We start from the raw sequence: 22,736 nt of genomic DNA on the forward strand, positions 1-22,736 counted from the left end.
AGGCCATCTCGTGGACGCTACTGCCCCTCCGCCCTCCCCCGCACGGGGCGGGGGCGCCGAAGCGATCCGCCTGGAGGGCGTCAGCAAGGTCTACCCCGACGGCACGGTGGGGGTGCAGGAGCTGGACCTCACCTTCGCGGCCGGCGAGCTCACCGTACTGGTGGGCCCCTCGGGCTGCGGCAAGACGACCACGATGAAGATGATCAACCGGATCATCGAGCCCACGACCGGCCGGATCCTGCTCGGGGAGGACGACGTCACCGCAGCCGACCCGGTGAAGCTGCGCCGCCGCATCGGTTACGTCATCCAGAACGTCGGGCTCTTCCCCCACCAGACGATCCGCGGCAACGTGGGCACCGTGCCCCGGCTGCTCGGCTGGGACAGGCGGCGGATCGCCGAACGGGTCGAGGAGCTCCTCGTCCTCGTCGGCCTGGATCCCGCCGTCCACGGCGACCGCTACCCGCACCAGCTGTCCGGTGGCCAGCGACAGCGGGCCGGTGTGGCGCGCGCGCTGGCGGCCGACCCGACCGTCCTGCTGATGGACGAGCCCTTCTCCGCCGTCGACCCCATCGTGCGCGAGCGCCTCCAGTCGGAGTTCCTTCGCCTTCAGGACGCCGTCGGCAAGACCATCGTCTTCGTCACCCACGACATCGAGGAAGCCGTGCGCCTCGGTGACCGGATCGCCGTGATGAGCGAGGGCGGACGGGTGGAGCAGTTCGCCACCCCGGCCGAGTTGCTGGGCCGGCCGGCCAACGCGTTCGTGGCCGACTTCGTCGGCGCCGACCGGGGCCTCAAGCGGCTCGCGGTCACCGGCATCGACGTCGCCGACCTCGAACGGCCGCCGATCGTGCACGTGGCCGACGGGCTGGCCGGCGCCCGCTCGGCGTTGCAGGCGTCCGGCGCCCGCTGGGCCGTCGTCCTCGACGACGACGGGAACCTGCACGGCTGGCTGTCGCTGGAGCGCGCCGCCGGTGCGGGCACGGTCGGGCCGGCGGCCCGGCGGATGGAGGCGTGGGTGCCGGCCGATGCCTCGCTGAAGACGGCGTTCGCCACGATGCTGCAGCACGAGGCCGGCTGGGTGGCGGTGCTCGACGGCGACCACTTCCTCGGCGTCCTCACCCCCGAGTCGCTGCACGCGGCGCTGCGCCGATCGGTCGAGGGCGCCGCTCCGGAGACCGCGGGGGCGCTCCTCGCCTGATCGCGCCGAGTGGGGCCCGGAGGGTCCCGGAGGGTCCCGCGCAGATCACATGGCGCTCGCGCCTTCGCCGGGGCCCTCGTCCTCCGGCGGGATCCGGCAGACGCTCTCCAGCCACAGGGCCGCGGCCACCAGGGCCAGCGAGCTCATCAGGCCGATCAGCGCGGTGACGGTGTCGCTGCCGGCGTACTGCAGCCGGGCCACCGCCGGCCCGACGTGCAGCAGCACGCCGGCCCAGATCCCGGCGAACACGGCGCCCACGTACGCGCTGGCCTGGGCGAGCACGGCGAGGCGGGCCACGAGCATCGGTTCCACCGGCCGGACGGCGGGGGTGTCGGGGCCGGTCGGACCCCGCCCGGCGCGGGCCGTCCGCAGTGCCTCCAGCCTGGCGCGCAGCGTGCGGGCTCCCAGGCCCTCGGCGACGGCGAGGACGGCGAGCGGGATCGGCAGCCACCAGCGCAGCGGTGGCAGCTCCCCGTACCAGGTGCGGACCAGCAGCCAGGCGGCCACGGCCAGCCCCAGGGCGAGCACGGCGAGGTCACGGCGACGGACGGGGGTCACGGCCGGCTCAGTGCAGGTGGTCCCAGCGCACGACCGCGGCCACCTCGGCCGGGTCGAGCGCCGCCACCAGGTCGGCGACCGCGCCGCGTCCGGGGAGGACGGCGGTCGGATCGAGCGTGAGCCACGGGACCAGCACGAAGGCCCGCTCGTGCGCCCGCGGGTGCGGGAGGGTGAGCGCCGGGTCGTCGGAGAGGACGGGCGCGCCGTCGTCGCCGGTCACGGTGACCACGTCGACGTCGAGCGTGCGCGAGCCCCACCGGACCTCCCGGGTGCGGCCGGCGGCCTGCTCCAGCTCGTCGGCCAGGGTGAGCCAGCCGCGGGCGTCGCGGTCTCCCCGGACGACGGCGAGGGCGTTCAGGTACGGCGGCTGCTCGACCGGGCCCCACGGCGGCGTCTCGTACAGCGTCGAGCGGGCTACCAGCCCCTCGCCCCCGAGGGTCGTGAGCGCGGTCCGGATCGTGCCGGCGCGGTCGCCGAGGTTGGCCCCCAGCGACAGGACGGCGCGGGTCCGTGAAGGTCTGTTCGTCATGGGCCTTCCGGCCCGCTCCCGGGGCCCGCTGGCCCTCTTCGGAGGCTCCCCCGAGCTTGCGAGGGGAGAGGGGAAGAGGGTCCTTCTGGAGTCGTGGGGAGGAGCGGGTCCTTCTTCTCGCGCCGGATGGTGACCGTGACGTCGTCGAACGGGACGCCCAGCTCGGCCTCCGGCTTGTGCACGGTGATCTCCACCGCCTCGACGAGCTCGTGGCGCAGGCAGACGTCGGCCAGCCGCTGCGCGAGCGTCTCGAGCAGGTTCACCGGCTTCCCGTTGAGGACGGCGTGCAGCTGCTGGGCGAGGTCGGCGTAGTTCACCGTCCGGTGCAGGTCGTCGGCCCCGGCGGCGGCGGTGGTGTCCAGCTCGAGGACCGCGTCGACGCGGAACATCTGCCCGCGCTCCCGCTCGAAGGCGTACACCCCGTGGTGGGCGTGCGCCCGGATGCCGCGGACGGCGATGCGGTCGGGGGTGCGGCCGCTGGGGCGGTCTGATGGGTGGGCGCTAGCCATGTCGGGTCCCCTTCGCCCCACGCACCGCGTCGAGGGTGCGTACCGCGTCGACGGAGGCCGCGGCGTCGTGCACGCGCACCCCCCAGGCCCCCGCCTCGGCGGCGAGGACGGTGGTGGCGAGGCTGGCGGCGTCGCGCTGCTCGGCCGGCCGCGGCTTACCGTCCGGCCCGGCGAGCAGCCGGCCGAGGAAGGACTTCCGCGAGGCCCCGACGAGCACCGGGAGACCGAGCGCCACCACCCGGCCGAGGCCGGCCAGCAACGCCCAGTTGTGCTCCGGACGCTTGGCGAACCCCAGCCCCGGATCGAGCACCAGCTGCTCGGGGCGCACGCCGGCGGCGACGACGTCCTCCACCCGGGCCGTGAGCTCGGCGCACACCTCGGTGACCACGTCGCCGTACTGCGCGGCCGCATACATCTCCCGGCTGTGGCCGCGCCAGTGCATGAGCACCCACGGCGCGCCGGTCTCGGCCACGAGCTTGGCCATGCCCTCGTCGGCCAGTCCGCCGCTGACGTCGTTGACCAGCACCGCGCCGGCATCCAGCGCCGCCTCTGCGACCTCGGCGCGGGTGGTGTCGACACTCGTCCGCACCCCGGCGGCCGACAGCTCACGGATCACCGGCAGCACCCGCCGGCACTCCTCGGTGGCGTCCACCCGGGCGGCGCCGGGGCGGGTGGACTCCCCGCCGACGTCGACGTAGTCGGCGCCGGCCGCGTGCATCGCCAGCCCGTGCGCGATCGCGGTCGTGGCGTCGGCGAAGCAACCGCCGTCGGAGAAGGAGTCCGGCGTGACGTTGAGGACGCCCATCACCAGGCAGTGCTCGGCCCGCGGCAGGTCCAGCGGGGTCATCGCCGGACCGTGCTCACCGGCCGACGCCCATCGCTCGGTTCCGTCCTCGCTCCGCTCCTCGGTCCACGTCTTCAGTCACCTCCGCACCACAAGGCTCATCGCCTCGCTGCGGGTGGCCGCGTTCTCCCGGAAGATGCCCCGGACCGCTGAGGTGACCGTCGAGGACCCGGGCTTGCGCACCCCGCGCATGGCCATGCAGAGGTGCTCGGCCTGGACGACCACCAGCACGCCGCGCGGCTTGAGGGCGTCGTTCAGGGCGTCGGCGATCTGCCGCGTCATCCGCTCCTGGACCTGCGGGCGCCGGGCGTAGACCTCGACCAGCCGGGCCAGCTTGGACAGCCCGGTCACCCGGCCGTCGTCGCCGGGGATGTAGGCCACGTGCGCCACGCCGTGGAAGGGCACCAGGTGATGCTCGCAGGTCGAGTACATCGGGATGTCCTTGACCAGCACCAGCTCGTCGTGGTCCTCGTCGAACGTCGTCGCGAGGATGTCGTACGGGTCCTGCGCCAGCCCGGCGAAGGTCTCCGCGTAGGCGCGCGCGACCCGGTCCGGGGTGTCCCGGAGGCCCGGCCGGTCGGGATCCTCCCCGATGGCGAGGAGCAGCTCGCGCACTGCCGCGGCCGCCCGCTGCTGGTCGATCCCGCGGATCGGCTCCAGCAGCTGGTCCGCCGGCTCGGCGGGCACCTCGCTCATCGCCGGCCCCGGCTCATCGCTGCGCCGGGGCCCCGACGTCGCCCACCGGGGTGGTGTCGTGCGTGGCGCCGTTCCCGGCGGCCCGTTCGGCGGGGGTGAGCACCGGCGGCTTGCTCGACGGGGTGCGCTTGCCGAATCCGTTGTACGGCGCGAGGGAGGGCCGCTTGGCGACCGGCGCGCAGATGCGGGCCATGTCCTCCTTGGAGAGGGTCTCCTTCTCGATCAGCTCGAGCACCAGCTGGTCCAGGACGTGCCGGTACTCGACCAGGATCTCCCAGGCCTCGTCGTGGGCGGCCTCGATGAGGGCGCGGATCTCCGCGTCGATGTCGGCGGCCACGGCCTCGGAGTAGTCCGGCCGCGAGTGCATGTCCCGGCCCATGAACGGCTCGGCGTCACCGGTGCCGTACTTGACCGCGCCGAGCTTGGCGCTCATGCCGTACTGGGTGACCATCGAGCGGGCCATCGCGGTGGCCTTCTCGATGTCGTTGCCGGCGCCGGTGGTCGGCTCGTGGAACACGAGCTCCTCGGCCGCCCGCCCGCCGAGGGCGTAGGCCAGTGTGTCGATCATCTCCGAGCGCGTCTGGGTGTACTTGTCCTCGGTCGGGAGCACCAGCGTGTGCCCGAGCGAGCGGCCGCGCGGCAGGATCGTGACCTTGTGCACCGGGTCCAGGTTGGGCAGTGCGTGCGCCACCAGGGCATGGCCGCCCTCGTGGTAGGCGGTGACCTTCTTCTCCTTCTCGCTCATCGCCCGGGTCTTCCGCTCGGGGCCGGCGATGACGCGGTCGATCGCCTCCTCGAGGGTTTCGTCGGTGATCAGCGACCCGTTGTTGCGGGCGGTGAGCAACGCCGCCTCGTTGAGCACGTTGGCCAGGTCGGCCCCGGTGAAGCCGGGGGAACGACGAGCCACGGTCTCCAGGTCGACGTCGGGCGCCAGCGGCTTGCCCTTGGCGTGCACCTCGAGGATCTTCTTGCGGCCCATCAGGTCGGGCCGGTCGACGGCGATCTGCCGGTCGAAGCGGCCGGGGCGCAGCAACGCCGGGTCGAGGATGTCGGGACGGTTGGTCGCCGCGATCATGATGACGCCGCCCTTGACGTCGAAGCCGTCCATCTCGACCAGCATCTGGTTGAGGGTCTGCTCGCGCTCGTCGTGCCCGCCGCCCATGCCGGCACCGCGGTGCCGGCCGACGGCGTCGATCTCGTCGACGAAGATGATCGCCGGGGCGTTCTCCTTGGCCTGGGTGAACAGGTCGCGGACCCGGCTGGCGCCGACACCGACGAACATCTCGACGAAGTCGGAACCGGAGATGGAGAAGAACGGCACGCCGGCCTCGCCGGCCACGGCGCGGGCCAGCAGGGTCTTGCCGGTCCCTGGCGGGCCGAACAGCAGCACGCCCTTGGGGATCTTCGCGCCCACGGCCTGGAACTTGACCGGGTTCTGCAGGAAGTCCTTGATCTCGTGCAGTTCCTCGATGGCCTCGTCGGCACCGGCCACGTCGGAGAACGTCGTCTTCGGGGTGTCCTTGGTGACCTGCTTGGCCTTCGACTTCCCGAAGGCCATGACTCCCCGGCCGCCACCCTGCATGGAGTTGAACAGCCAGAACAGCAGCAGGAGCAGGATGAGGAAGGGCAGGAAGCTGAAGAGCAGGCTGACGAGCAGGCTCTCCTGCGTGACGTTGGTGTCGAACTCGGCGTTCTCGCCGTCCTCGGCGCGCAGGAGCTCGACGATGTCGCCCTCGATGGCCACCGGGTAGGACGTCATCACCTCGGTGCTGTCCTCGACCTCGTCGGTGAGCACGAGCTCGAGCGTCTGCTCCTTGGTGTTCAGGGTCGCCGACTCGACGTTGCCCTCCTCGATCTGCTCGAGGGCCGTCGAGGTGGGGATCTCCTCGAGCTCACCTTCGCCGCTGAACAGCGAGGAGACGGTGAGGGCCAGCAGGATGACCAGGACGACCCAGAACCAGACGGAGCGGAAGATCTTCTTGCGTTCCATACACCGATGCCGGGCACCGGCAAGCCGGCCTGCCCGTCGTCCCTCCTGCTCATCCCGGGACACCGCCAGCGGCCCGGGTACGGACCCGGCGCTCGGTGCAACTCGTCGGGTTCGAAGGTACACCGGGGAACCTGGCGAACTCCTGCGTGCGAGCTGGGAACCCCACCCGGGCGAGCTACGCACCGCTCCAGTGGATCGGTGCGCCGAGCGGGGGCCGGAGGCTCCCCGAGGCACACCGAGGAGCCGCGGGCCCCACCCGGGGACGGCTGGCAGTCGCGGCACCGACTGCGAGCCGCTCCGCGGGACCGGTGCGCCGAGCGGGCGGCCGGAGGCCACCCCGAGGCGTGCCGGGAAACGGCTCCACGCAGCCCGGGGACGGCACCTGGTTACGTTGGTCGTCCGGAGGACGACAGAGTTACGTGTAGACCTCGGGCTTCAGCGTCGCGATGTAGGGCAGGTCCCGGTACCGCTCGGCGTAGTCCAGCCCGTAGCCGACGACGAACTCGTTGGGGATGTCGAACCCGATGTACTTCACGGGCACCTCGACCTTGACGGCGTCGGGCTTGCGCAGCAGCGCGCAGACCTCGAGCGACGCCGGGGCACGGCCACCGAGGTTCTTGAGCAGCCAGGAGAGCGTCAGCCCCGAGTCGATGATGTCCTCGAGGACGAGCACGTGCTTGCCGTTGATGTCCCGGTCGAGGTCCTTGAGGATGCGGACGACGCCGGAGGAGCTGGTGGAGGACCCGTAGGAGGAGACCGCCATGAACTCCATCTGCGTCGGCAACTGCAGCGCCCGGGCGAAGTCGCTCATGAACAGCACCGCGCCCTTGAGCACGCCGACGAGCAGGACCTCCTTGCCCGCGTAGTCGGCGGCGACCTGCGCGACGAGCTCAGCGATCTTCTCCTGGATCTGCGCCTCGGTGAGCGTGACGTGGTCGATGTCCGGGCCGTAGCCGTGGTCGGGACCCAGCGCCCCGGGAGTGCTGGCAGGCTCCGTCACGGAAGGGCTCCTCATCGGGTGCGGGTCCGGGGATGCTGCCCCGGGCTCCCGGCAGCAGCACCACCAGAGTGCCAGACACCCGGATGACGCCGGTGCCGCCGGGTAGGTCCACCGGGCCCTGCCCGCGCCAGCGCATGACCAGGCTCTCCACCGCATGCAGGTGCACCGCCTGCAGGTCGGGAACGCCGGCCGAGCGCAGCCAGCCCCGCAGCACCCGTCGGCGCACCGCGGCGGGCAGCAGCTGCAGGGAGCGGGCGGGCAGGCCGCCGTCGCCGCCCTCTGCGGCCAGCCGGGCCAGTTCGGCCGCGGCGAGCCCGTCGAGGGCGTCGAGATCCTCCCGGAGAAGTTCGGCGGTGCGGGCGAGTGCCGGAGCGACCCCGCCGCCGAGCACCTCCTCCAGCAGGGGCAGCACCTCGGTGCGCAAGCGCACCCGCGTGTAGGCAGGGTCGGTGTTCCACGGGTCGTCCCACACCGGCAGCCCCTGGTCGGCACAGGCCTGACGGGTGGTCTCGCGGCGGACCCCGAGCAGCGGGCGCCACCAGACCACCGCACCGTCGGCCCGTTCGGGGACCATCCCGGCGATCGACCGCGGACCCGAACCGCGACCCAGCCCGAGCAGGACGGTCTCGGCCTGGTCGTCGAGGGTGTGCCCGAGGGCGATCCGCGCGCCGTGGTCGGCCGCCGCCGCGGCCAGCGCCGCGTACCGGGCGGTGCGGGCCGCGGCCTCCGGTCCACCGGCGCCGGTGACCTGCACCGGCAGGACGAGCACCGGGTCGAGCCCGAGTTCGCCGAGCACCGCCGCCGTGGTGCGGGCGCGCCGGTCCGACCCGGGTTGCAACCCGTGGTCGACGGTCACCCCGCCGACACGGACGCCGACGGCACGCCCCTCGAAGGCGAGCGCCGCGGCCAGGGCCATCGAGTCCGCTCCCCCGCTGCAGGCTGCCAGCACCCGCCGGTCACTGCCGCGCAGCCCCGTGCGCACGGCGCTCCGCAGCTCCGCGACCGCGGGGGGTGGCCCGCTCACGCGGCCGTCAGGCGGGAAGTGCCGGGCGACCGAGCACCCGCTCCACCCACCGGTCGGGGGCGGTGAGCTCGTCGATGAGCGGCAGGTTCTCCGGCCCCTGCCAGACCCGGTTGAACCCCTCCATGCCGGCGAGCTCCACGACGCCGCCGACGAAGTGCCGGCCGTCCGCGTACTGCTTCATCTTCTGCTCGAGCCCCAGCAGCCGGCGGAGCACCCGGTCGATCGGGCCGCGGCCCTTGCGGCGCTGGGCGAATCGTTTGCGCAGCGTGCGCACCGACGGCACGACGTCCGGGCCGACGCCGTCCATCACGTACTCGGCGTGCCCCTCGACCAGGCTCATCACCGCCGTGACGCGGTCGAGCACCGCCCGCTGCCGGGGGTCGCGCACCAACGCCATCAGGCCTTCGGCCTCGCCGTCCCCATCGCCGCCCCGCACGGCGTCGGCGACGCCGCGCAGCACGTCCTGCAGGCGCTCCCGCAGCACGTCGGGGCTCAGATCGGTGGCCGCCACGAACTCCGCGATCTGCGTCTCGACGTAGTCGGCCAGCCAAGGAACCCCGGTGAACTGGAGCTGGTGGGTGACCTCGTGCAGGCAGACCCAGAGCCGGAAGTCCGAGGGGTCCACGCCCAGCTTCCGCTCGGTGGCGACGATGTTCGGCGCCACCAGCAGCAGCCGGCCACCGGTGCCGAAGATCTCGTACTGGCCGAGCACCCGGGAGGAGAGGAAGGCCAGCAGGCCACCGGCCTGGAGGCCGGTGGCGCGGGAGCCGATGGCGGTGGCCAGCGCCCCCGGCCGGGCTTCCTGCCGCTCGGCCAGCTTCTCGACCAGGGGGTCGAGGAGTGCGGCCATGCCGCGGGCGTTGGCGTCCGCCCAGCCAGGACGGTCGACGACGACGACCTCTGGCACCGCCCCACCGGGCACCGGGCGCAGGCCGGTGAGCTCCTCGACGTGCGCCACCGCCGTGGCGGCGGCCTCGTGCAGCTCGGCGACGACGGCGGCGGCCTCCTCCCGCGTGGTCTGCGGGCCGGCGTTCACCAGGCGGCGGGCCGTTCGTCCGGCGAGGTCCCAGTCGACCATCGAGGAGGCGCTGCTCATCGACCCACCTCCGGTGCAGGAGCGGAGTGGCTGCGCCACGCTGGAGAACACATCGCAGCTCACCGTACGCGAGCAGGGCGACCCTCCCGCGTGCTCCGGCCCCGTCCAGAGGCTCGCCGCGAGCGTGCGAGCGGTGAGGAGGACGGGGTCCTTCTGGGGGTCCTTGCTCAGCGGCAGCCGCAGGCGGCGAGGGTGGCGGCGAACTGGTCGAGCGCGGCTTCCGCCGCCGCTTCGCTGGCGGTGGTCTCGTCGGCCACGACCGCGAACGCCAGGAGCCGCCCGTCGGCGGTGACGACGGTGCCCGCGAGCGCGTGCACGCCCAGCAGGGTCCCGGTCTTGGCGCGCACGGTGCCGGGCGCGGTCGCGGGGTCGTCGTCGCCACGGTCGGCGAGCGTGCCGTCGTACCCGGCCACCGGCAGGCCGGCGAGCAACCCCGAGACGTTGCCGAGGCTGCCGTCGGCTGCCCCGCTGATCAGCTCCGTCAGCACCTCGGCGGTCAGCACGTTCTCGCGGGCGAGCCCGCTGCCGTCGGCGAGGGTGACGCCGGAGACGTCCAGCCCGGCTTCCTCCAGCGCGTCGACGACCGCCTGCGCGGCCCCTTCGAAGGTGGCCGCTTCGCCCCGCGCGAGCGCCACCTGCCGGGCCAGCGCCTCGGCGAGCACGTTGTCCGACATCGACAGGGCCTGCTCCACCAGCCGGTACACCGGCGCCGACTGCACGGTGCCGAGCACCTCCGCGTCGGGAGGCGCCTGGCCGAGCACGACGGTGGCCCCCGGAGCGCCGAGAGCGTCGGCGAGCGCAGCACCGGCGTCGAGACCGGGTTGGCCGCTGCGTGCCACCGCCCCGGGGCTGACCCGTGCGCCGTCGACGGCGGTCGCGGTGATCGGGGCGGCATAGCTGGACGGGGCGTCGCCCGGGCCCCAGCCGGAGGCGGTCAGCGGGCCGCCGTACAGCGAGCTGTCCACGACCACGCGGGTCACCGGCGTGCCGGCGGGCAGCGCGGCGACCACCTGGGTGGCGAGGTCGGCCATGGTCGCCGCGCCCGGGTAGGTCTGCGACGGGTCGGTCCGGGACAGCGTCGGGTCGCCGCCACCCACCAGCACCACCTCGCCCGGGGCGGCCCCGCTGACCACGCGGGTCTCCAGCCTGGTTGCGGGGTCGAGGGTGGTCAGCGCGGCGGCGGCGGTGAGCAGCTTCACGGTGGACGCGGGGGTCAGGGGCGCGGCGGCGTCCCGCTCGAACAGCACCTGGCCGGTGGCGACGTCGACGACCTGTGCCGTGGTGCCGGGCCCCAGCGCGGGGCCCGTGACGATCGGGGTCAGGAGGGCCGACAGCACGTCGGGATCGGGGGCGGGGGCGTCGGTGGAGAGGGCGGCGAGGACCGGCTCGGCCTCGCCGAGCTGTGGCAGCTCCGCGTCGGTGACGGCGACCGCGTCGCCGGTGCCACCGGCGTCGGTGCCGAGCAGCACACCGAGGCCGATGCCGCCGCCGACGAGGAGCACGACGAGTGCCACGGCGGCCAGCGCGATGCGGCGCCGGAAGCGCCCGTAGTTGGCCGTGACGACCGTCGATCCGCTCGACGAGATGCTGTCCACCCCCCGGAAAGGGGGCCTGCGCCGACCTGATCGGCCCCCGTGGGCCACACTACGTTCGTGCAGTTCGACGTGACGGTAGAAATTCCGAAGGGCCAGCGGAACAAGTACGAGCTGGACCATGAGACCGGACGCATCCGCTTGGACCGGATGCTGTTCACCTCCACCCGCTATCCGGCGGACTACGGCTACATCGAGAACACCCTGGGCATGGACAGCGACCCGCTCGACGCCCTGGTGATCCTTGAGGAGCCGACGTTCCCCGGATGCCTGGTCACCTGCCGGGCCATCGGCATGTTCCGCATGACCGACGAGGCCGGAGGGGACGACAAGGTCCTCTGCGTGCCGGCGACCGACCCGCGGGTGGCGCACCTCAAGGAGATCGAGGACGTGTCGGAGTTCGACCGCCTGGAGATCCAGCACTTCTTCGAGACCTACAAGGACCTCGAGCCGGGCAAGTCGGTCGAGGGCGCCGAGTGGGTCGGCCGCGAGGCGGCCGAGGCCGAGATCCTGGCCTCGATCGAGCGCGCCAAGGAAGCTTCTCCGCACCACTGAGAAAGGACCCTCCTGCCCCCCACCGCTCGCACGCTCGCGACGGAACCCTGCGGGAGGGCCTTCGGACCGGGCGCCGAGCGCACCGACGGCGGCACACCTCTCCGAGGCGCGCCGCCGTCAGCCGTCCCCGCGTGCCGGTCGGCCGGTCACGGCCTACGGTGCCCGCATGGCCGCTGAGGAGGACCACGCCTACGCCAGCCTCCTGGCCCTCTCCTCCGGCGAGCCGGTCCCCGCGCCCCCGCCGTCGGCGACCGACGCCGACGACGAGGACCTGTGCCGGTTGCGGCGGGACGTGGTCGAGCCGATCGTCCGGAGCATCGTGCGGTACGACGAGCTCACCGCCGTCCGCGTGTACCGGCAGGGCAGCGGAGTGGCCGGCGAGATCTGGGTCGAGGTGATCGCCGCCCGGGACGACTGGTTCGGCCTGTTGCTGAGCAGCGCCTCCTGGGAGGAAGAAGAGCGCTGGGGGTCCGACCGACTCGCCGAGCGCCTGGCCGACGCCCTGGAGGACTGGGTACCGGAGACCCGATTTGCGTGGGGCGAGCGCCGCTTCGCCGATCCACAGTCCCGGCGGGCCGGTGGAGCCGGGAGCGGAACACCGGGCCCGTCATCCCGAACGAGCCCGCTGCTGCGTGGAGCCGCCTGTCGGAATCGAACCGACGACCTTCTCATTACGAGTGAGATGCTCTACCGACTGAGCTAAGGCGGCGAACTGCCCGCACAGCCTACGACACGGCGCCGCCGGGTTTGCGCAGGGGCGGGCGGCTCGCCGCCCCGTCGAATGTCGGCCGGCGGCTGTGTCGGTGCGCCGGAGACTGCGAGAGCCCGACAGTCGACGGGCTTCTTCAGGCGGGCAGCCGCAGCGCCACGACGAGCGCCTCCAGCGCGACCTGCGGCTTCACGTTGCGCTCCAGCGCCTGGCGGCAGCCGAGGATCGCGTCGATGCGGCGCAGCGCCCCCTCTGCCCCGATCCGGCGGGCGAGCTCCTCGGCGTCGGCCCGGCGGTCGGGATGGTTGAGCGCCGGCGCGGGGTGGGCGGGGGACGACTGCGCTACGTCGAGCACCAGCGCGTCGCGGTAGAGGCCGGCGAGGTCGACCAGCGCGCGGTCCAGTGAATCGCGGCCGATGCGGGTGGCCCGGGACTTCTGCCGGCGCTCGAGCTCCTTGAGCTGGCCGGCACCGCCCCGGGTGGCCGCGGCGACGCCGGGCCCGCGGGCCCCCACGCCCAGGCTGACCTTCAGCGCATCGGTCTCGGAGCCGTCGAGGGCCTCGGTCGCCGCGTCGGTCTCCTCCTTCGCGGACCCGACCAGGTCGTCGGCGGCGTCGAGACAGGCGGCCAGCGAGACCAGCCGCAGCGGGACGTCGAGCACCGCCTTGCGGGCCAGGCGCGCCTCCTCGTCCCGGGCCAGCCGCCGGGCCCGGCCGACGTGCCCGCCGGACGCGGCCGCCGACCAGGCGGCCAGCGCCGGATCGATGCCGTCGCGGCGGACCAGGACATCGGCGATCGCATCGACCGGCGGGGTGCGCAGGCCGATCACCCGGCACCGGGACCGGATGGTGACCGGCACGTCGTCGGGGTGCAGGCTCGGGGCGCACAGGAGGAAGACCGTCCGTGGCGGCGGCTCCTCGATCATCTTGAGGATGGCGTTGGCCGCCGACTCGGTCATCCGGTCGGCATCCTCCACGACGACGACCTGCCAGCGCCCGCCCGACGGCGCCCGGCCGGCCACCCGGATCAGGCTCCTGGCCTCCTCCGCGCCGATCGACAGCCCGTCGGGGACGACGACGTGCACGTCGGCGTGCGTGCCGGCGAGCACCGTGCGGCACTCGTGACAGGTGCCGTCGCCGCCGGCCGGGCACTGCAGCGCGGCAGCGAAGGCGCGCGCGGCCACCGAACGGCCCGAACCGGGAGGACCGGTGAACAGCCAGGCGTGCGTCATCGCCGTCGGGTCGGTGATCGCCGCCCGCAGCTCGGCCTCGACGGCCGGCTGGCCGACCAGCTGGGTCCAGACGCCCTCCGTGGGCGCCGTCACCGGTGCGCTCACGGGTGCAGCTGGGGGGTGGCGCCGGTCTGCGCGTGCGGGTGGTGGGGCGCCGACTCCGGTCGTCCGTCGTGCCGCATCCGGGCGGCGATCTCGGCCGGCTCGACCGGATGCGCGAGGGTCTGCAGCGGCAGGCCGGAGAGGAACTGGGCGACCCGCATGCGGACCGCGGCCGCGATCTCGTCGGGAGACTGCCGCGCGTCCAGGACCAGGTACCGGTCGGGGTCGGATTCGGCCAGGGCGCGGAAGGTCTGCCGGACCCGCTGGTGGAAGTCGAGCGACTCGGATTCCAGCCGGTCGGCGGCGGCCCGTCCGCGGGCCCGCGCCAGCCCGACCTCCGGCGGCAGGTCGAGCAGGATGGTCAGATCCGGCTGCAGCCCCTGGGCCGCCCAGCGGGAGAGCATGCGGACGTCGTCGAGCGGGATCGTGCGGCCGGCCCCCTGGTAGGCCAGCGAGCTGTCGATGAACCGGTCGGTGATGACGACCTCGCCGGCGTCCAGCGCCGGCCGGAGCACGTCGTGCACGTGCTGGGCTCGGTCGGCGGCGTAGAGCAGCGCCTCCGCCCGCGGGGCCATGCCCGCGTGCGCCTTGTCGAGCACGATGGACCGGATGCCTGCCCCCGCGGGCGTCGCACCGGGCTCGAAGGACGTGCGCGCGACCAGGCCCTCGTCGGCGAGCCACTCCTGCAGGCGGCGCACCTGGGTGGACTTGCCGGCACCCTCTCCGCCCTCGAAGGCGATGAGCACCCCACCCCTGGCCAGCCGGCGCCGGGCGGTGGTGTCCCGCCGCAGCGCCGTCACGACGTCGGCCAGCAGCGGTACCGGCCGCCCGTCGTCCATCTGCCGGTAGGCCAGCAACCCCACCCCGACCGCCAGCAGGCCCGCCGCGAACAGCATCACCCGCTCGCCGGAGAGAGACACCGCGACGGCGCCGAGGTCCACCTCGTGCTGCCCGATCAGGCCGACCCCGAACGGCACGAGCCCCAGCGACAGGATCAGCGCGGCCCGCACGAGCGACTGCACGATGGCGAACGTCCGGCCGCGGATCTCGTCCTCGACCTCCGTCCCGAGCAGGGTGAACCCGGCCAGGTAGGCCATGCCGGCGAAGAAGCCCATGAGGACGACGAGCACCAGCGAGATCCACAGGGTCGGCGACGCCGACAGCAGCAGGACGGCGATGCCGGCGAAGACGATGGCCACCCCGAACACCCGCTCGCGGGCGAGGTCGCGGGCGATGCTGGGCCCGACGCCGATGCCCAGGCCGAGGCCGACGAAGACGGCGCCGAAGAGCAGGCCGTACGCAGCGTCGCCGCCGCCCAGGGCCTGCACGTAGAACTGGCCGGTCGCGATGATCGCACCGGCGGCCACGAAGGCGCCGGTGATGCCGACGACCAGCCCCCGCACCAGCGGGGTGTGCCCGGCGAAGGAGAAGCCGTCCTTCAGGGAACCCAGGAAGTTCTCCTGCTGCACCACGGCGCCGGCGGCCCGGCGCCCGCTGATCGAGGGCAGGTTCCAGATGACCACCGCGGCGACGAGGAAGGTCAGGGCGTTGACGTAGAGGGCGAGGTCGACCTCGTCGACCCACGCCAGTTCCCCACCGATGACCGCGAGAAGGGCGAAGACGATCGCCGCGAGCACCGGCGTGAGGCCGTAGGTGGTGATCAGGGAGAGCTGGTTCGCCGGCTCCAGCTGGTCCTTGCGCAGCATGTTCGGGACGGCGGCGTCCTTCGCCGGGATCCAGAACAGGCTGAACGCCTCGATGACGAACTGGGCGATGAACAGCCACACCAGGTTGTCGACGATCGGGATCGACGCGAAGAGGCCGAACCGGATGATGTCGGTGACCACCATGGTCCTGCGCCGGTCGAACCGGTCGGCGAACGCACCGGCCAGCGGACCGAGCACGATCGCCGGCAGCAGGCGGAACAGCAGCACCCCGCCCAGGGCGAAGTTCGACGCCGCGAACCCCTCGACCATCGACGCGGCCATCGCGGTGATCGCCAGCAGGCCCAGCCAGTCGCCGAAGCTGGACAGCGACATCGACAGCCAGAGCTTCCGGAAGTCGCGGACTCGCAGCACCGCGCGGATCTTGGCGACCGAACCCACCGCACCCGCACCTTCGCCCTGCCCGGACGTGTCGGCCTCGCCGGCATCGGCCAGCGGCACTCCGGCGTCCGGCGGCACCGGAGTGCCGGCGGGCGGCATACCGTCGCCGGGTGCGGCGTCCTCCTCGACCGGCGCAGCCGTCACCGCCTCGTCGGGCGAGGGTGCCGGTGAGGTCTGGTCGGCCGGAATCGCGAGCTCCCTGGGTCGATGGACGGCGGGGCGGAGCCGGCCCCGGCGGAGGCCACGGTACCGGGCCGCCCGGACGATTTCCCCCGACCTGCCGCCCGGAAGGAGGAAGCGGCTACCGCCGGTTCCGTACCACGGTGTCCCGGGGCTAGGGTCGGGGGCGATGGCACCACCCGACGATGCGACTCGCCCGGCCGCCCAGAGTTCGCCGGGCGACTGGCAGCCGGACACCTATCTCCGGTTCGCCGGAGAGCGGGCCAGGCCGTTCACGGATCTGCTCGCGCGGGTGTCCGCGGAGTCGCCCTGCAGGATCGTGGACCTCGGCTGCGGCGAGGGCTCGCTGACCGCGTCGCTGGCGCGCCGGTGGCCGGGTGCGGCCGTCACCGGTGTCGACTCCTCCCCCGACATGCTCGCTGCCGCGGCGTCCTCCGCCGTGCCGGGCCGGGTCACCTTCGAGGCCGGCGACGTGCGTGAGTGGACACCGGACGGGCCGGTCGACGTCCTCGTCAGCAACGCCGTCCTGCACTGGGTGCCCGGGCATCCGCAGCTGCTGGCGCGCTGGGCCGCGAGCCTGCCGCCCGGCGGGTGGCTCGCCGTCCAGGTGCCCGGGAACTTCCGCGCCCCCACCCACGCGCTGCTCGCCGACCTGTGCCGCTCCCCGGAGTGGGCCGACCGGCTCGCCCAGGCCGCACCGCGGCCCGACACGGTCCTCGAGCCGGCCGGGTACGCCGACGTGCTGGCGGCGGCAGGGCTCTCCGTGGACGTGTGGGAGACGACCTACCTGCACTTCCTCACCGGCTCGGATCCGGTGCTGACGTGGGTGCGGTCGACGGTGCTCCGCCCGGTGCTCGCCCGGCTGGACGACGCCGCCGCCGCCCGGTTCACCGCTGCCTACGCCGCCGCGCTCCGGGCCGCCTACCCCGCCCGCCCCGACGGCACGACGCTGCTGCCCTTCCGGCGCGTCTTCGCCGTCGGCTCCCGTCCCACCTGACCGCTCAGCGAGGGGTGAGCCGGTAGGCATGGGTGCGGTAGGGCAGCTCGACCTCCGGGCGCCCCCGCGTGCCGGGGTGGCCGGCCAGCAGCTGCCGGACCTCCCCCAGGAACTCCTCGCGGCGGGCATCGTCCATGACCGCCACGTAGCTGCGGTTCCGGCGCCGACGTCGAGCACGTCCAGCGGCCGGCCCCGGCCGAGGAGGAAGGCGACGGCCTCGGCCGGGTAGGTCGGGCGGAGCGCGGCGTAGCCGGCCGCGACCACCCCGAACGAGCGCGCCCGGGACCGCAGCGCGTCCTCCTCCGGCCGGGGCACCGGATCAGCCCGCGGTGACGGTGCCGGCCGCTGCCTTCGTCGCCGTCTTCTTGGCGGTCGCCTTCTTCGCGGTCGTCTTCTTCGCCGCCGCCGCCTTCTTCGCCGTCGTCTTCTTCGCGGCCTTCTTCTTGGTCGCCGGCCCGCGCGCCCGGCGGTCGGCCAGCAGCTCGGCCGCCCGCTCGATGGTGATCGACTCGATCTCGTCGCCCTTGCGCAGGCTGGCGTTCGTCTCGCCGTCGGTCACGTACGGGCCGAACCGGCCCTCGCGCACGGTGACCTGCCCCTGGGTGACCGGGTCCGGGCCCAGCTCCTTGAGCGGGGCCTTGGCAGCCGCGCGGCCGCGCTGCTTGGGCTGGGCGAAGATCGCCAGCGCCTCGTCGAGGGTGACGGCGAACAGCCGGTCCTCGCTCTCCAGCGAGCGCGAGTCGGTGCCCTTCTTCAGGTAGGGCCCGTACCGGCCGTTGAGCGCCTGGATCTCATCACCCTCCGGCGTGGTCCCGACCGTGCGCGGCAGCGTGAGCAGCTTCAGCGCGTCGTCGATGGTGACCGTCTCCGGCGACATGGAGGAGAACAGGCTCGCCGTCCGCGGGGCGTCCTTGCTGCCCTCGGGGACGACGGTGGTGATGTAGGGCCCGTAGCGGCCGGCCTTCACGACCACCGGGTGGCCGGACTCCGGGTCGGTGCCCAGCTCGCGGTCGCTCGACGGGGCGGCGAGCAGCTCGCGGACCTTCTCGGTGATCAGCTCGTCGGGCGCGAGGTCCTCGGGGATGCTGACCCGAGCGCCTTCCTCGCCGTCGACCTGCAGGTACGGGCCGTACCGGCCGACGCGGACCACGACCGGGCGCCCCTCGGGGTCGGTGGCGCGCAGCGGGATCGAGTTGATGCCGCGGGCATCGATCTCCTCCAGCCGCTGGCCGATCACGTGCTTGAGGCCACCGGACTGCGCAATGGCGCCGGCGTGCCGTCCCTCGCCGCCGAAGTAGAACTCGGTCAGCCAGGTGACCCGCTGCAGGCTGCCGCCGGCGATCTCGTCCAGCTCCTCCTCGAGGGAGGCGGTGAACTGGTAGTCGACGAGCTGGGCGAAGTACTGCTCCAGCAGGTTGACCACGGCGAACGCCACGAAGGACGGGACGAGGGCGTTGCCCTTCTTCCAGACGTAGCCGCGGTCCTGGATGGTCTGCATGATCGACGCGAAGGTCGAGGGCCGGCCGATCCCGAGTTCCTCGAGCCGCGCGACCAGGCTGGGCTCGGTGTACCGGGACGGCGGCTGGGTGGTGTGCCCCTTGGCGTCCAGCGACCGGGTGTCCAGCTGCTGGCCGCGCTCGAGGCGGGGCAGTCGGCGCTCGGCGTCGTCGCTGCCGTGGTCGTCGTCGCCGTCCTTCTGGGCGCCCTCGTCGCGGGACTCGACGTAGGCGCGCAGGAAGCCGGGGAAGGTGATGGTGCGCCCCGACGCGGTGAACTCGACCGCCTCGTCGGTGGTGCTGCGGCCGGCCAGCCGGACGCTGACGGTCTGCCCGACGGCGTCGGCCATCTGGGAGGCGACGGTGCGCTGCCAGATCAGCTCGTAGAGCCGGAACTCGTCGCGCGCCAGGCCCGAGGCGAGCTGGCCGGGGGTCCGGAAGCTGTCACCGGCGGGACGGATGGCCTCGTGCGCCTCCTGGGCGCCCTTGGCCTTCTTCGCGTAGCGGCGGGCCTCGGCCGGCACGTAGGCGTCGCCGTACAGCTCGCGGGCCTGCTGGCGGGCGGCGTTGATCGCCTCCTGCGACAGGTTCGTCGAGTCGGTGCGCATGTAGGTGATGTGGCCGTTCTCGTACAGCCGCTGGGCTACCCGCATGGTCTGCGCGGAGGACCAGCCGAGCTTGCGACCGGCCTCCATCTGCAGCGTGGAGGTGGTGAACGGGGCGTACGGACGACGACGGTAGGGCTTCTCGTCGACCCGGCTGACCGCCACCTGGCGGCCCTCGAGCCGGGCGGCCAGACCGCGGGCGCCGGCCTCGTCGAGGTGGACGACGTCACCGCTGACGCGGCCGGTGGCGGCGTCGAAGTCCTTGCCGGTGGCGACCCGGCTGTCGTCGACGCTGACCAGCTTGGCGCGGACGGTGGTGGGCTCGCCCTCGTCGGCGCCGGCGGCGCGGCCGGGGACGGCGAAGGTGCCCTCCAGCGACCAGTAGTCGGCCGAGTGGAAGGCCATCCGCTCCCGTTCGCGCTCGACGACGATCCGGGTGGCCACCGACTGGACGCGGCCGGCCGAGAGCTTCGGCAGGACCTTCTTCCAGAGGACCGGGCTGACCTCGTAGCCGTAGAGCCGGTCGAGGATTCGGCGGGTCTCCTGGGCGTCGACCAGCGCGGTGTCGAGCTCACGGGGGTTGGCCACGGCGCGGGCGATCGCCTCGGGGGTGATCTCGTGGAACACCATCCGGCGCACCGGGACCCGCGGCTTGAGCGTGTCGACCAGGTGCCAGGCGATGGCCTCGCCCTCCCGGTCCTCATCTGTGGCGAGGTAGACCTCGCTGGCGTTCTTGACCAGCTGCTTGAGCCGGGTCACCTGCTGCTTGCGGTCGGGGCTGACCACGTAGAGCGGCTCGAATGAGTTGTCGACGTCGACGCCGAGCCGCGCCCACGCCGCACCCTTGTGCTCGGCCGGGACGTCGGCGGCGTTGCGCGGCAGGTCGCGGATGTGCCCGACGCTGGCCTCGACGACGTAGCCGCTGCCCAGGTACCCGGCGATCTTGTTGGCCTTGGTCGGCGACTCGACGATGACCAGCGGCCTGCCGTCGGACGCGGCCGACCCCCGGCGGGCGGGCTTCTTGGCCGCCCCGTCGGTCGTCGGGTCGCTCTCGGCTGCGGGCTGCGTGGTCTTCGTGGGCACGGGACTCCTGTCGGGTGGTGCTGAGGTGGTGCGGTCGCGGCGTACGGGTCGCCCTGGTGCGTCGGCCCCAGGGGTCCGGGACGGGGCGGGCGCCACCGCAGAACGCCCCTCGGCGGGCCACGGTAAGCCACCCCGGCACCAGGGCGCCGGGGGCGACCCTTCGTGGGCGTGCCGTCACCCCGACCAACGCGGATGCTGCGGCCGTGTTCCCGGGGACGGAAGAGGGGTCCCGCGAAAGGGTCGGGTGCGGTGTCGGACCGACCGGTCAGGGAGCGCTGGCGGTGAGCGTGGCGTCGGTGGGTGTGCCGGTGACCTCGCCGACCACCACCGACCGTCGCTTGGACACCACGACGGCCGCCACCACGACGGCGACCGCGGCCAGCGCGATCCCCAGGCGCAGCCCGGTGCTGGCGTCCTCCCCCACCGACAGGCTCACGACGGCGGGCGCGATCAGCAGCGCCACCAGGTTCATCACCTTGATCAGCGGGTTGATCGCCGGCCCGGCGGTGTCCTTGAACGGGTCGCCCACGGTGTCGCCGATGACGGTCGCCGCGTGCGCCTCGCTGCCCTTCCCGCCGTACGCGCCGTCCTCCACCATCTTCTTGGCGTTGTCCCAGGCGCCGCCGGAGTTGGCGAGGAAGACCGCCATGAGCGTGCCCGCTGCGATGGCGCCCACCAGGTAGGCGGCCAGCGGCCCGATGCCCAGCCCGAAGCCCACGGCCACCGGGGCGAGGACGGCGAGCAGGCCCGGCGTGGCCAGCTCGCGCAGCGAGTCCTTGGTGCAGATGTCGACGACGGCGCCGTAGTCGGGACGCTCGGTGAAGGTCATGATCCCGGGGTGGGTGCGGAACTGCTCGCGCACCTCGAACACGACCCGCCCGGCCGCGCGGGAGACCGCGCTGATGGCCAGCCCGGAGAAGAGGAAGACCACCGCGGCCCCGAGCACCGCCCCCACCACGTTGTTCGGGTTGACCAGGCTGAACGCGTCGCCGAGCGTGGCGCCCGCCTCCTCGAGCGCGACCGCGACCTGGGCGTTGTAGGAGCCGAAGAGCGCCGTGGCGGCGAGGACGGCGGTCGCGATCGCGATGCCCTTGGTGATCGCCTTGGTGGTGTTGCCGACGGCGTCGAGATCGGTGAGCACCCGGGCGCCGTCGCCGTCGATGTCGCCGGACATCTCGGCGATGCCCTGGGCGTTGTCGCTGACCGGGCCGAAGGTGTCCATGGAGACGATGACGCCGGCGGTGGTGAGCAGACCGCATCCCGCCAGCGCGACGGCGTAGAGGGCGGCGCCGCCGCCGATGAGGAACGCGCCGTAGACCGCACCGCCGATGAGCAGCGCGGCGTAGACGGCGGACTCCAGGCCCAGCGAGATGCCCGAGAGGATGACGGTGGCCGGCCCGGTGAGCGAGCTGCGGCCGACGTCCTGGACCGGCTTGCGGCTGGTCTCGGTGAAGTAGCCGGTGAGCTGCTGGATGGCCGCGGCGAGGACGACGCCGACGAGCACGGCTCCGAAGCCGAGCACCGGCAGGCTGACCGGGAGGTCGACGCCGGTGCCGGTACCGGGCAGCACCGTGAAGGAGGCGACCGCGACCAGCAGCAGCGCGACCGCCGCGGAGACGAAGAAGCCCCGGTTGATCGGGGCCAGCCCGCTGCTGTCCCGCTCGCCGGGCCTGGTGGCCAGGATGCCGGCGATCGAGGCGATCACCCCGATCGCGGCCACCACCAGCGGGAAGACCATGCCCACGGAGCCGAAGAAGACCTGCCCGAGGATGAGCGCGGCCACCAGCGTCACGGCGTAGGACTCGAAGAGATCCGCGGCCATGCCGGCGCAGTCGCCGACGTTGTCCCCCACGTTGTCGGCGATGGTCGCGGCGTTGCGCGGGTCGTCCTCGGGAATGCCGGCCTCGACCTTCCCGACCAGGTCGGCGCCCACGTCGGCGGCCTTGGTGAAGATCCCGCCGCCGACCCGCATGAACATCGCCAGCAGGGCGCCGCCGAAGCCGAACCCCTCCAGGACCACCGGCGCGGTCTCGTCGTACAGCAGCAGCGCCAGCGCCGCCCCGAACAGGCCCAGGCCGACCGTGATCATCCCGCAGACGCCACCGGTGCGGTACGCGATCCGGAAGGCCGGCTGGTACCCGCCGTCCCGTGCCGCGGCGGCGACCCGCACGTTGCCGCGGGTGGCCAGCGTCATGCCGATGAAGCCGACGGCGGCCGAGAACACCGCGCCGACGAGGAAGAACAGCGCCCGCCCGATGCGCGTGCCCCAGCCGCCGTCGGCGACCGGGAGGACCAGCAGCACCAGGAAGACGAGGACCGCGAACACCGCGAGGGTGCGGAACTGACGCCGGAGGAAGGCCGCCGCCCCTTCCTGCACTGCGCGGGCGATCTCCTGCATCTTCTCCGTGCCCTGGTCCGCGGCCGTGACGGCCCGCACCAGATAGCCGGCGAACACGAGGGCGGCGAGCGAGATGACGAGGATGACGGCGACCAGCGCCATCTCCCCGCCGGACAGGGAGCTGTCGGGCATGAGTCCTCCAGGCGTCGGCGGCCGTCCGGGGGGCGCCGTGCTCCCCGGTACGGCGGAGGTCGGCGTTCCGGCACCGGCCTGGGCTGACCAGCCCCGGAACGGGGCGA

18 protein-coding genes and 1 tRNA gene are annotated in these 22,736 nt (G+C 73.5%); 3 read left to right on the plus strand and 16 right to left on the minus strand.

Going from position 1 to position 22,736, the window contains the following annotated elements; translation table 11 throughout:
• Window positions 1-10 precede the first annotated feature (10 nt).
• The gene (locus tag QOZ86_RS12360) at window positions 11-1,198 is read left to right on the plus strand and encodes an ABC transporter ATP-binding protein (RefSeq protein ID WP_284492268.1); all 1,188 of its coding nucleotides are present in this window, start codon (window positions 11-13) and stop codon (window positions 1,196-1,198) included.
• A 45-nt stretch (window positions 1,199-1,243) separates the two neighbouring features.
• On the opposite strand, the gene QOZ86_RS12365 is transcribed toward QOZ86_RS12360, so the two are convergent.
• From QOZ86_RS12365 to dacB, 10 genes are all read right to left on the minus strand, one after another.
• Window positions 1,244-1,756 (minus strand): DUF3180 domain-containing protein, encoded by a 513-nt coding sequence (locus QOZ86_RS12365; RefSeq protein ID WP_284492269.1) that lies wholly within the window; start codon window positions 1,754-1,756, stop codon window positions 1,244-1,246.
• Between the two features lie 7 nt (window positions 1,757-1,763).
• A complete protein-coding gene (gene folK / locus QOZ86_RS12370) occupies window positions 1,764-2,285 on the minus strand; it encodes a 2-amino-4-hydroxy-6-hydroxymethyldihydropteridine diphosphokinase (RefSeq protein ID WP_284492270.1) in 522 nt (173 codons plus the stop codon).
• Window positions 2,282-2,794, minus strand: coding sequence for a dihydroneopterin aldolase (gene folB / locus QOZ86_RS12375; RefSeq protein ID WP_284492271.1), 513 nt, complete (start codon window positions 2,792-2,794; stop codon window positions 2,282-2,284). Before folB ends, folK begins: the two co-directional genes overlap by 4 nt.
• Window positions 2,787-3,641, minus strand: a complete 855-nt coding sequence (gene folP, locus QOZ86_RS12380; protein WP_284492272.1) for a dihydropteroate synthase — start codon at window positions 3,639-3,641, stop codon at window positions 2,787-2,789. The genes folB and folP overlap by 8 nt, the downstream gene beginning before the upstream one ends.
• 75 nt (window positions 3,642-3,716) lie before the next feature.
• Window positions 3,717-4,334, minus strand: coding sequence for a GTP cyclohydrolase I FolE (folE, locus tag QOZ86_RS12385; protein ID WP_284492273.1), 618 nt, complete (start codon window positions 4,332-4,334; stop codon window positions 3,717-3,719).
• A gap of 13 nt (window positions 4,335-4,347) precedes the next feature.
• On the minus strand, window positions 4,348-6,324 hold the full coding sequence (gene ftsH, locus QOZ86_RS12390) for an ATP-dependent zinc metalloprotease FtsH (protein WP_284492274.1): 1,977 nt from the start codon (window positions 6,322-6,324) through the stop codon (window positions 4,348-4,350).
• 415 nt (window positions 6,325-6,739) lie between these two features.
• Window positions 6,740-7,324: a hypoxanthine phosphoribosyltransferase gene (gene hpt / locus QOZ86_RS12395; RefSeq protein WP_284492275.1), complete on the minus strand. Its 585-nt coding sequence runs from the start codon at window positions 7,322-7,324 to the stop codon at window positions 6,740-6,742.
• Entirely contained in the window at window positions 7,215-8,348 is a 1,134-nt protein-coding gene (gene tilS / locus QOZ86_RS12400) for a tRNA lysidine(34) synthetase TilS (protein ID WP_284492276.1), read from the minus strand. The genes hpt and tilS overlap by 110 nt, the downstream gene beginning before the upstream one ends.
• Before the next feature lie 7 nt (window positions 8,349-8,355).
• Window positions 8,356-9,444 carry a zinc-dependent metalloprotease gene (locus QOZ86_RS12405; RefSeq protein WP_284492277.1) on the minus strand — a complete coding sequence of 363 codons (1,089 nt, stop codon included), beginning with the start codon at window positions 9,442-9,444 and terminating at the stop codon, window positions 8,356-8,358.
• Window positions 9,445-9,611: 167 nt separating this feature from the next.
• Window positions 9,612-11,039, minus strand: a complete 1,428-nt coding sequence (dacB, locus tag QOZ86_RS12410) for a D-alanyl-D-alanine carboxypeptidase/D-alanyl-D-alanine endopeptidase (RefSeq protein ID WP_284492278.1) — start codon at window positions 11,037-11,039, stop codon at window positions 9,612-9,614.
• A 57-nt stretch (window positions 11,040-11,096) separates the two neighbouring features.
• Between dacB and QOZ86_RS12415 the strand changes: the two genes are divergently transcribed.
• Window positions 11,097-11,591, plus strand: a complete 495-nt coding sequence (locus tag QOZ86_RS12415) for an inorganic diphosphatase (protein ID WP_284492279.1) — start codon at window positions 11,097-11,099, stop codon at window positions 11,589-11,591.
• Between the two features lie 633 nt (window positions 11,592-12,224).
• Here QOZ86_RS12415 and QOZ86_RS12420 read toward each other — a convergent pair.
• The 3 genes from QOZ86_RS12420 to tmk all read right to left on the minus strand — a co-directional run bounded on the left by QOZ86_RS12420 (window position 12,225) and on the right by tmk (window position 15,882).
• A tRNA-Thr gene (locus QOZ86_RS12420) sits at window positions 12,225-12,300 on the minus strand.
• A 136-nt stretch (window positions 12,301-12,436) separates the two neighbouring features.
• Window positions 12,437-13,636: a DNA polymerase III subunit delta' gene (locus QOZ86_RS12425; RefSeq protein WP_284492280.1), complete on the minus strand. Its 1,200-nt coding sequence runs from the start codon at window positions 13,634-13,636 to the stop codon at window positions 12,437-12,439.
• Window positions 13,633-15,882 (minus strand): dTMP kinase, encoded by a 2,250-nt coding sequence (gene tmk / locus QOZ86_RS12430; protein ID WP_284492281.1) that lies wholly within the window; start codon window positions 15,880-15,882, stop codon window positions 13,633-13,635. The genes QOZ86_RS12425 and tmk overlap by 4 nt, the downstream gene beginning before the upstream one ends.
• Before the next feature lie 205 nt (window positions 15,883-16,087).
• Between tmk and QOZ86_RS12435 the strand changes: the two genes are divergently transcribed.
• Window positions 16,088-16,915, plus strand: coding sequence for a trans-aconitate 2-methyltransferase (locus tag QOZ86_RS12435; protein WP_284492282.1), 828 nt, complete (start codon window positions 16,088-16,090; stop codon window positions 16,913-16,915).
• 4 nt (window positions 16,916-16,919) lie between these two features.
• Here the strand turns inward: QOZ86_RS12435 and QOZ86_RS12440 are convergent, their stop codons facing one another.
• The 3 genes from QOZ86_RS12440 to QOZ86_RS12450 all read right to left on the minus strand — a co-directional run bounded on the left by QOZ86_RS12440 (window position 16,920) and on the right by QOZ86_RS12450 (window position 22,629).
• Window positions 16,920-17,051 (minus strand): hypothetical protein, encoded by a 132-nt coding sequence (locus tag QOZ86_RS12440; protein ID WP_284492283.1) that lies wholly within the window; start codon window positions 17,049-17,051, stop codon window positions 16,920-16,922.
• 183 nt (window positions 17,052-17,234) lie between these two features.
• Entirely contained in the window at window positions 17,235-20,099 is a 2,865-nt protein-coding gene (topA, locus tag QOZ86_RS12445) for a type I DNA topoisomerase (protein WP_284492284.1), read from the minus strand.
• Window positions 20,100-20,364: 265 nt separating this feature from the next.
• Complete coding sequence (locus QOZ86_RS12450) at window positions 20,365-22,629, minus strand: sodium-translocating pyrophosphatase (protein WP_284492285.1); 2,265 nt, start codon at window positions 22,627-22,629, stop codon at window positions 20,365-20,367.
• Between the last annotated feature and the right edge of the window lie 107 nt (window positions 22,630-22,736).

This window comes from Blastococcus capsensis, from assembly GCF_030165005.1.
GTDB classification, from domain to species: Bacteria; Actinomycetota; Actinomycetes; order Mycobacteriales; family Geodermatophilaceae; genus Blastococcus; species Blastococcus capsensis.

Coding starts and splice junctions, on each gene's coding strand:
- QOZ86_RS12405 (WP_284492277.1), bottom strand. CDS start 9,444: ATGAGCAGCGCCTCCTCGATGGTCGACTGGGACCTCGCCGGACGAACG.
- QOZ86_RS12435 (WP_284492282.1), top strand. CDS start 16,088: ATGGCACCACCCGACGATGCGACTCGCCCGGCCGCCCAGAGTTCGCCG.
- folE (WP_284492273.1), bottom strand. CDS start 4,334: ATGAGCGAGGTGCCCGCCGAGCCGGCGGACCAGCTGCTGGAGCCGATC.
- QOZ86_RS12450 (WP_284492285.1), bottom strand. CDS start 22,629: ATGCCCGACAGCTCCCTGTCCGGCGGGGAGATGGCGCTGGTCGCCGTC.
- folB (WP_284492271.1), bottom strand. CDS start 2,794: ATGGCTAGCGCCCACCCATCAGACCGCCCCAGCGGCCGCACCCCCGAC.
- ftsH (WP_284492274.1), bottom strand. CDS start 6,324: ATGGAACGCAAGAAGATCTTCCGCTCCGTCTGGTTCTGGGTCGTCCTG.
- QOZ86_RS12440 (WP_284492283.1), bottom strand. CDS start 17,051: ATGGACGATGCCCGCCGCGAGGAGTTCCTGGGGGAGGTCCGGCAGCTG.
- folP (WP_284492272.1), bottom strand. CDS start 3,641: ATGACCCCGCTGGACCTGCCGCGGGCCGAGCACTGCCTGGTGATGGGC.
- folK (WP_284492270.1), bottom strand. CDS start 2,285: ATGACGAACAGACCTTCACGGACCCGCGCCGTCCTGTCGCTGGGGGCC.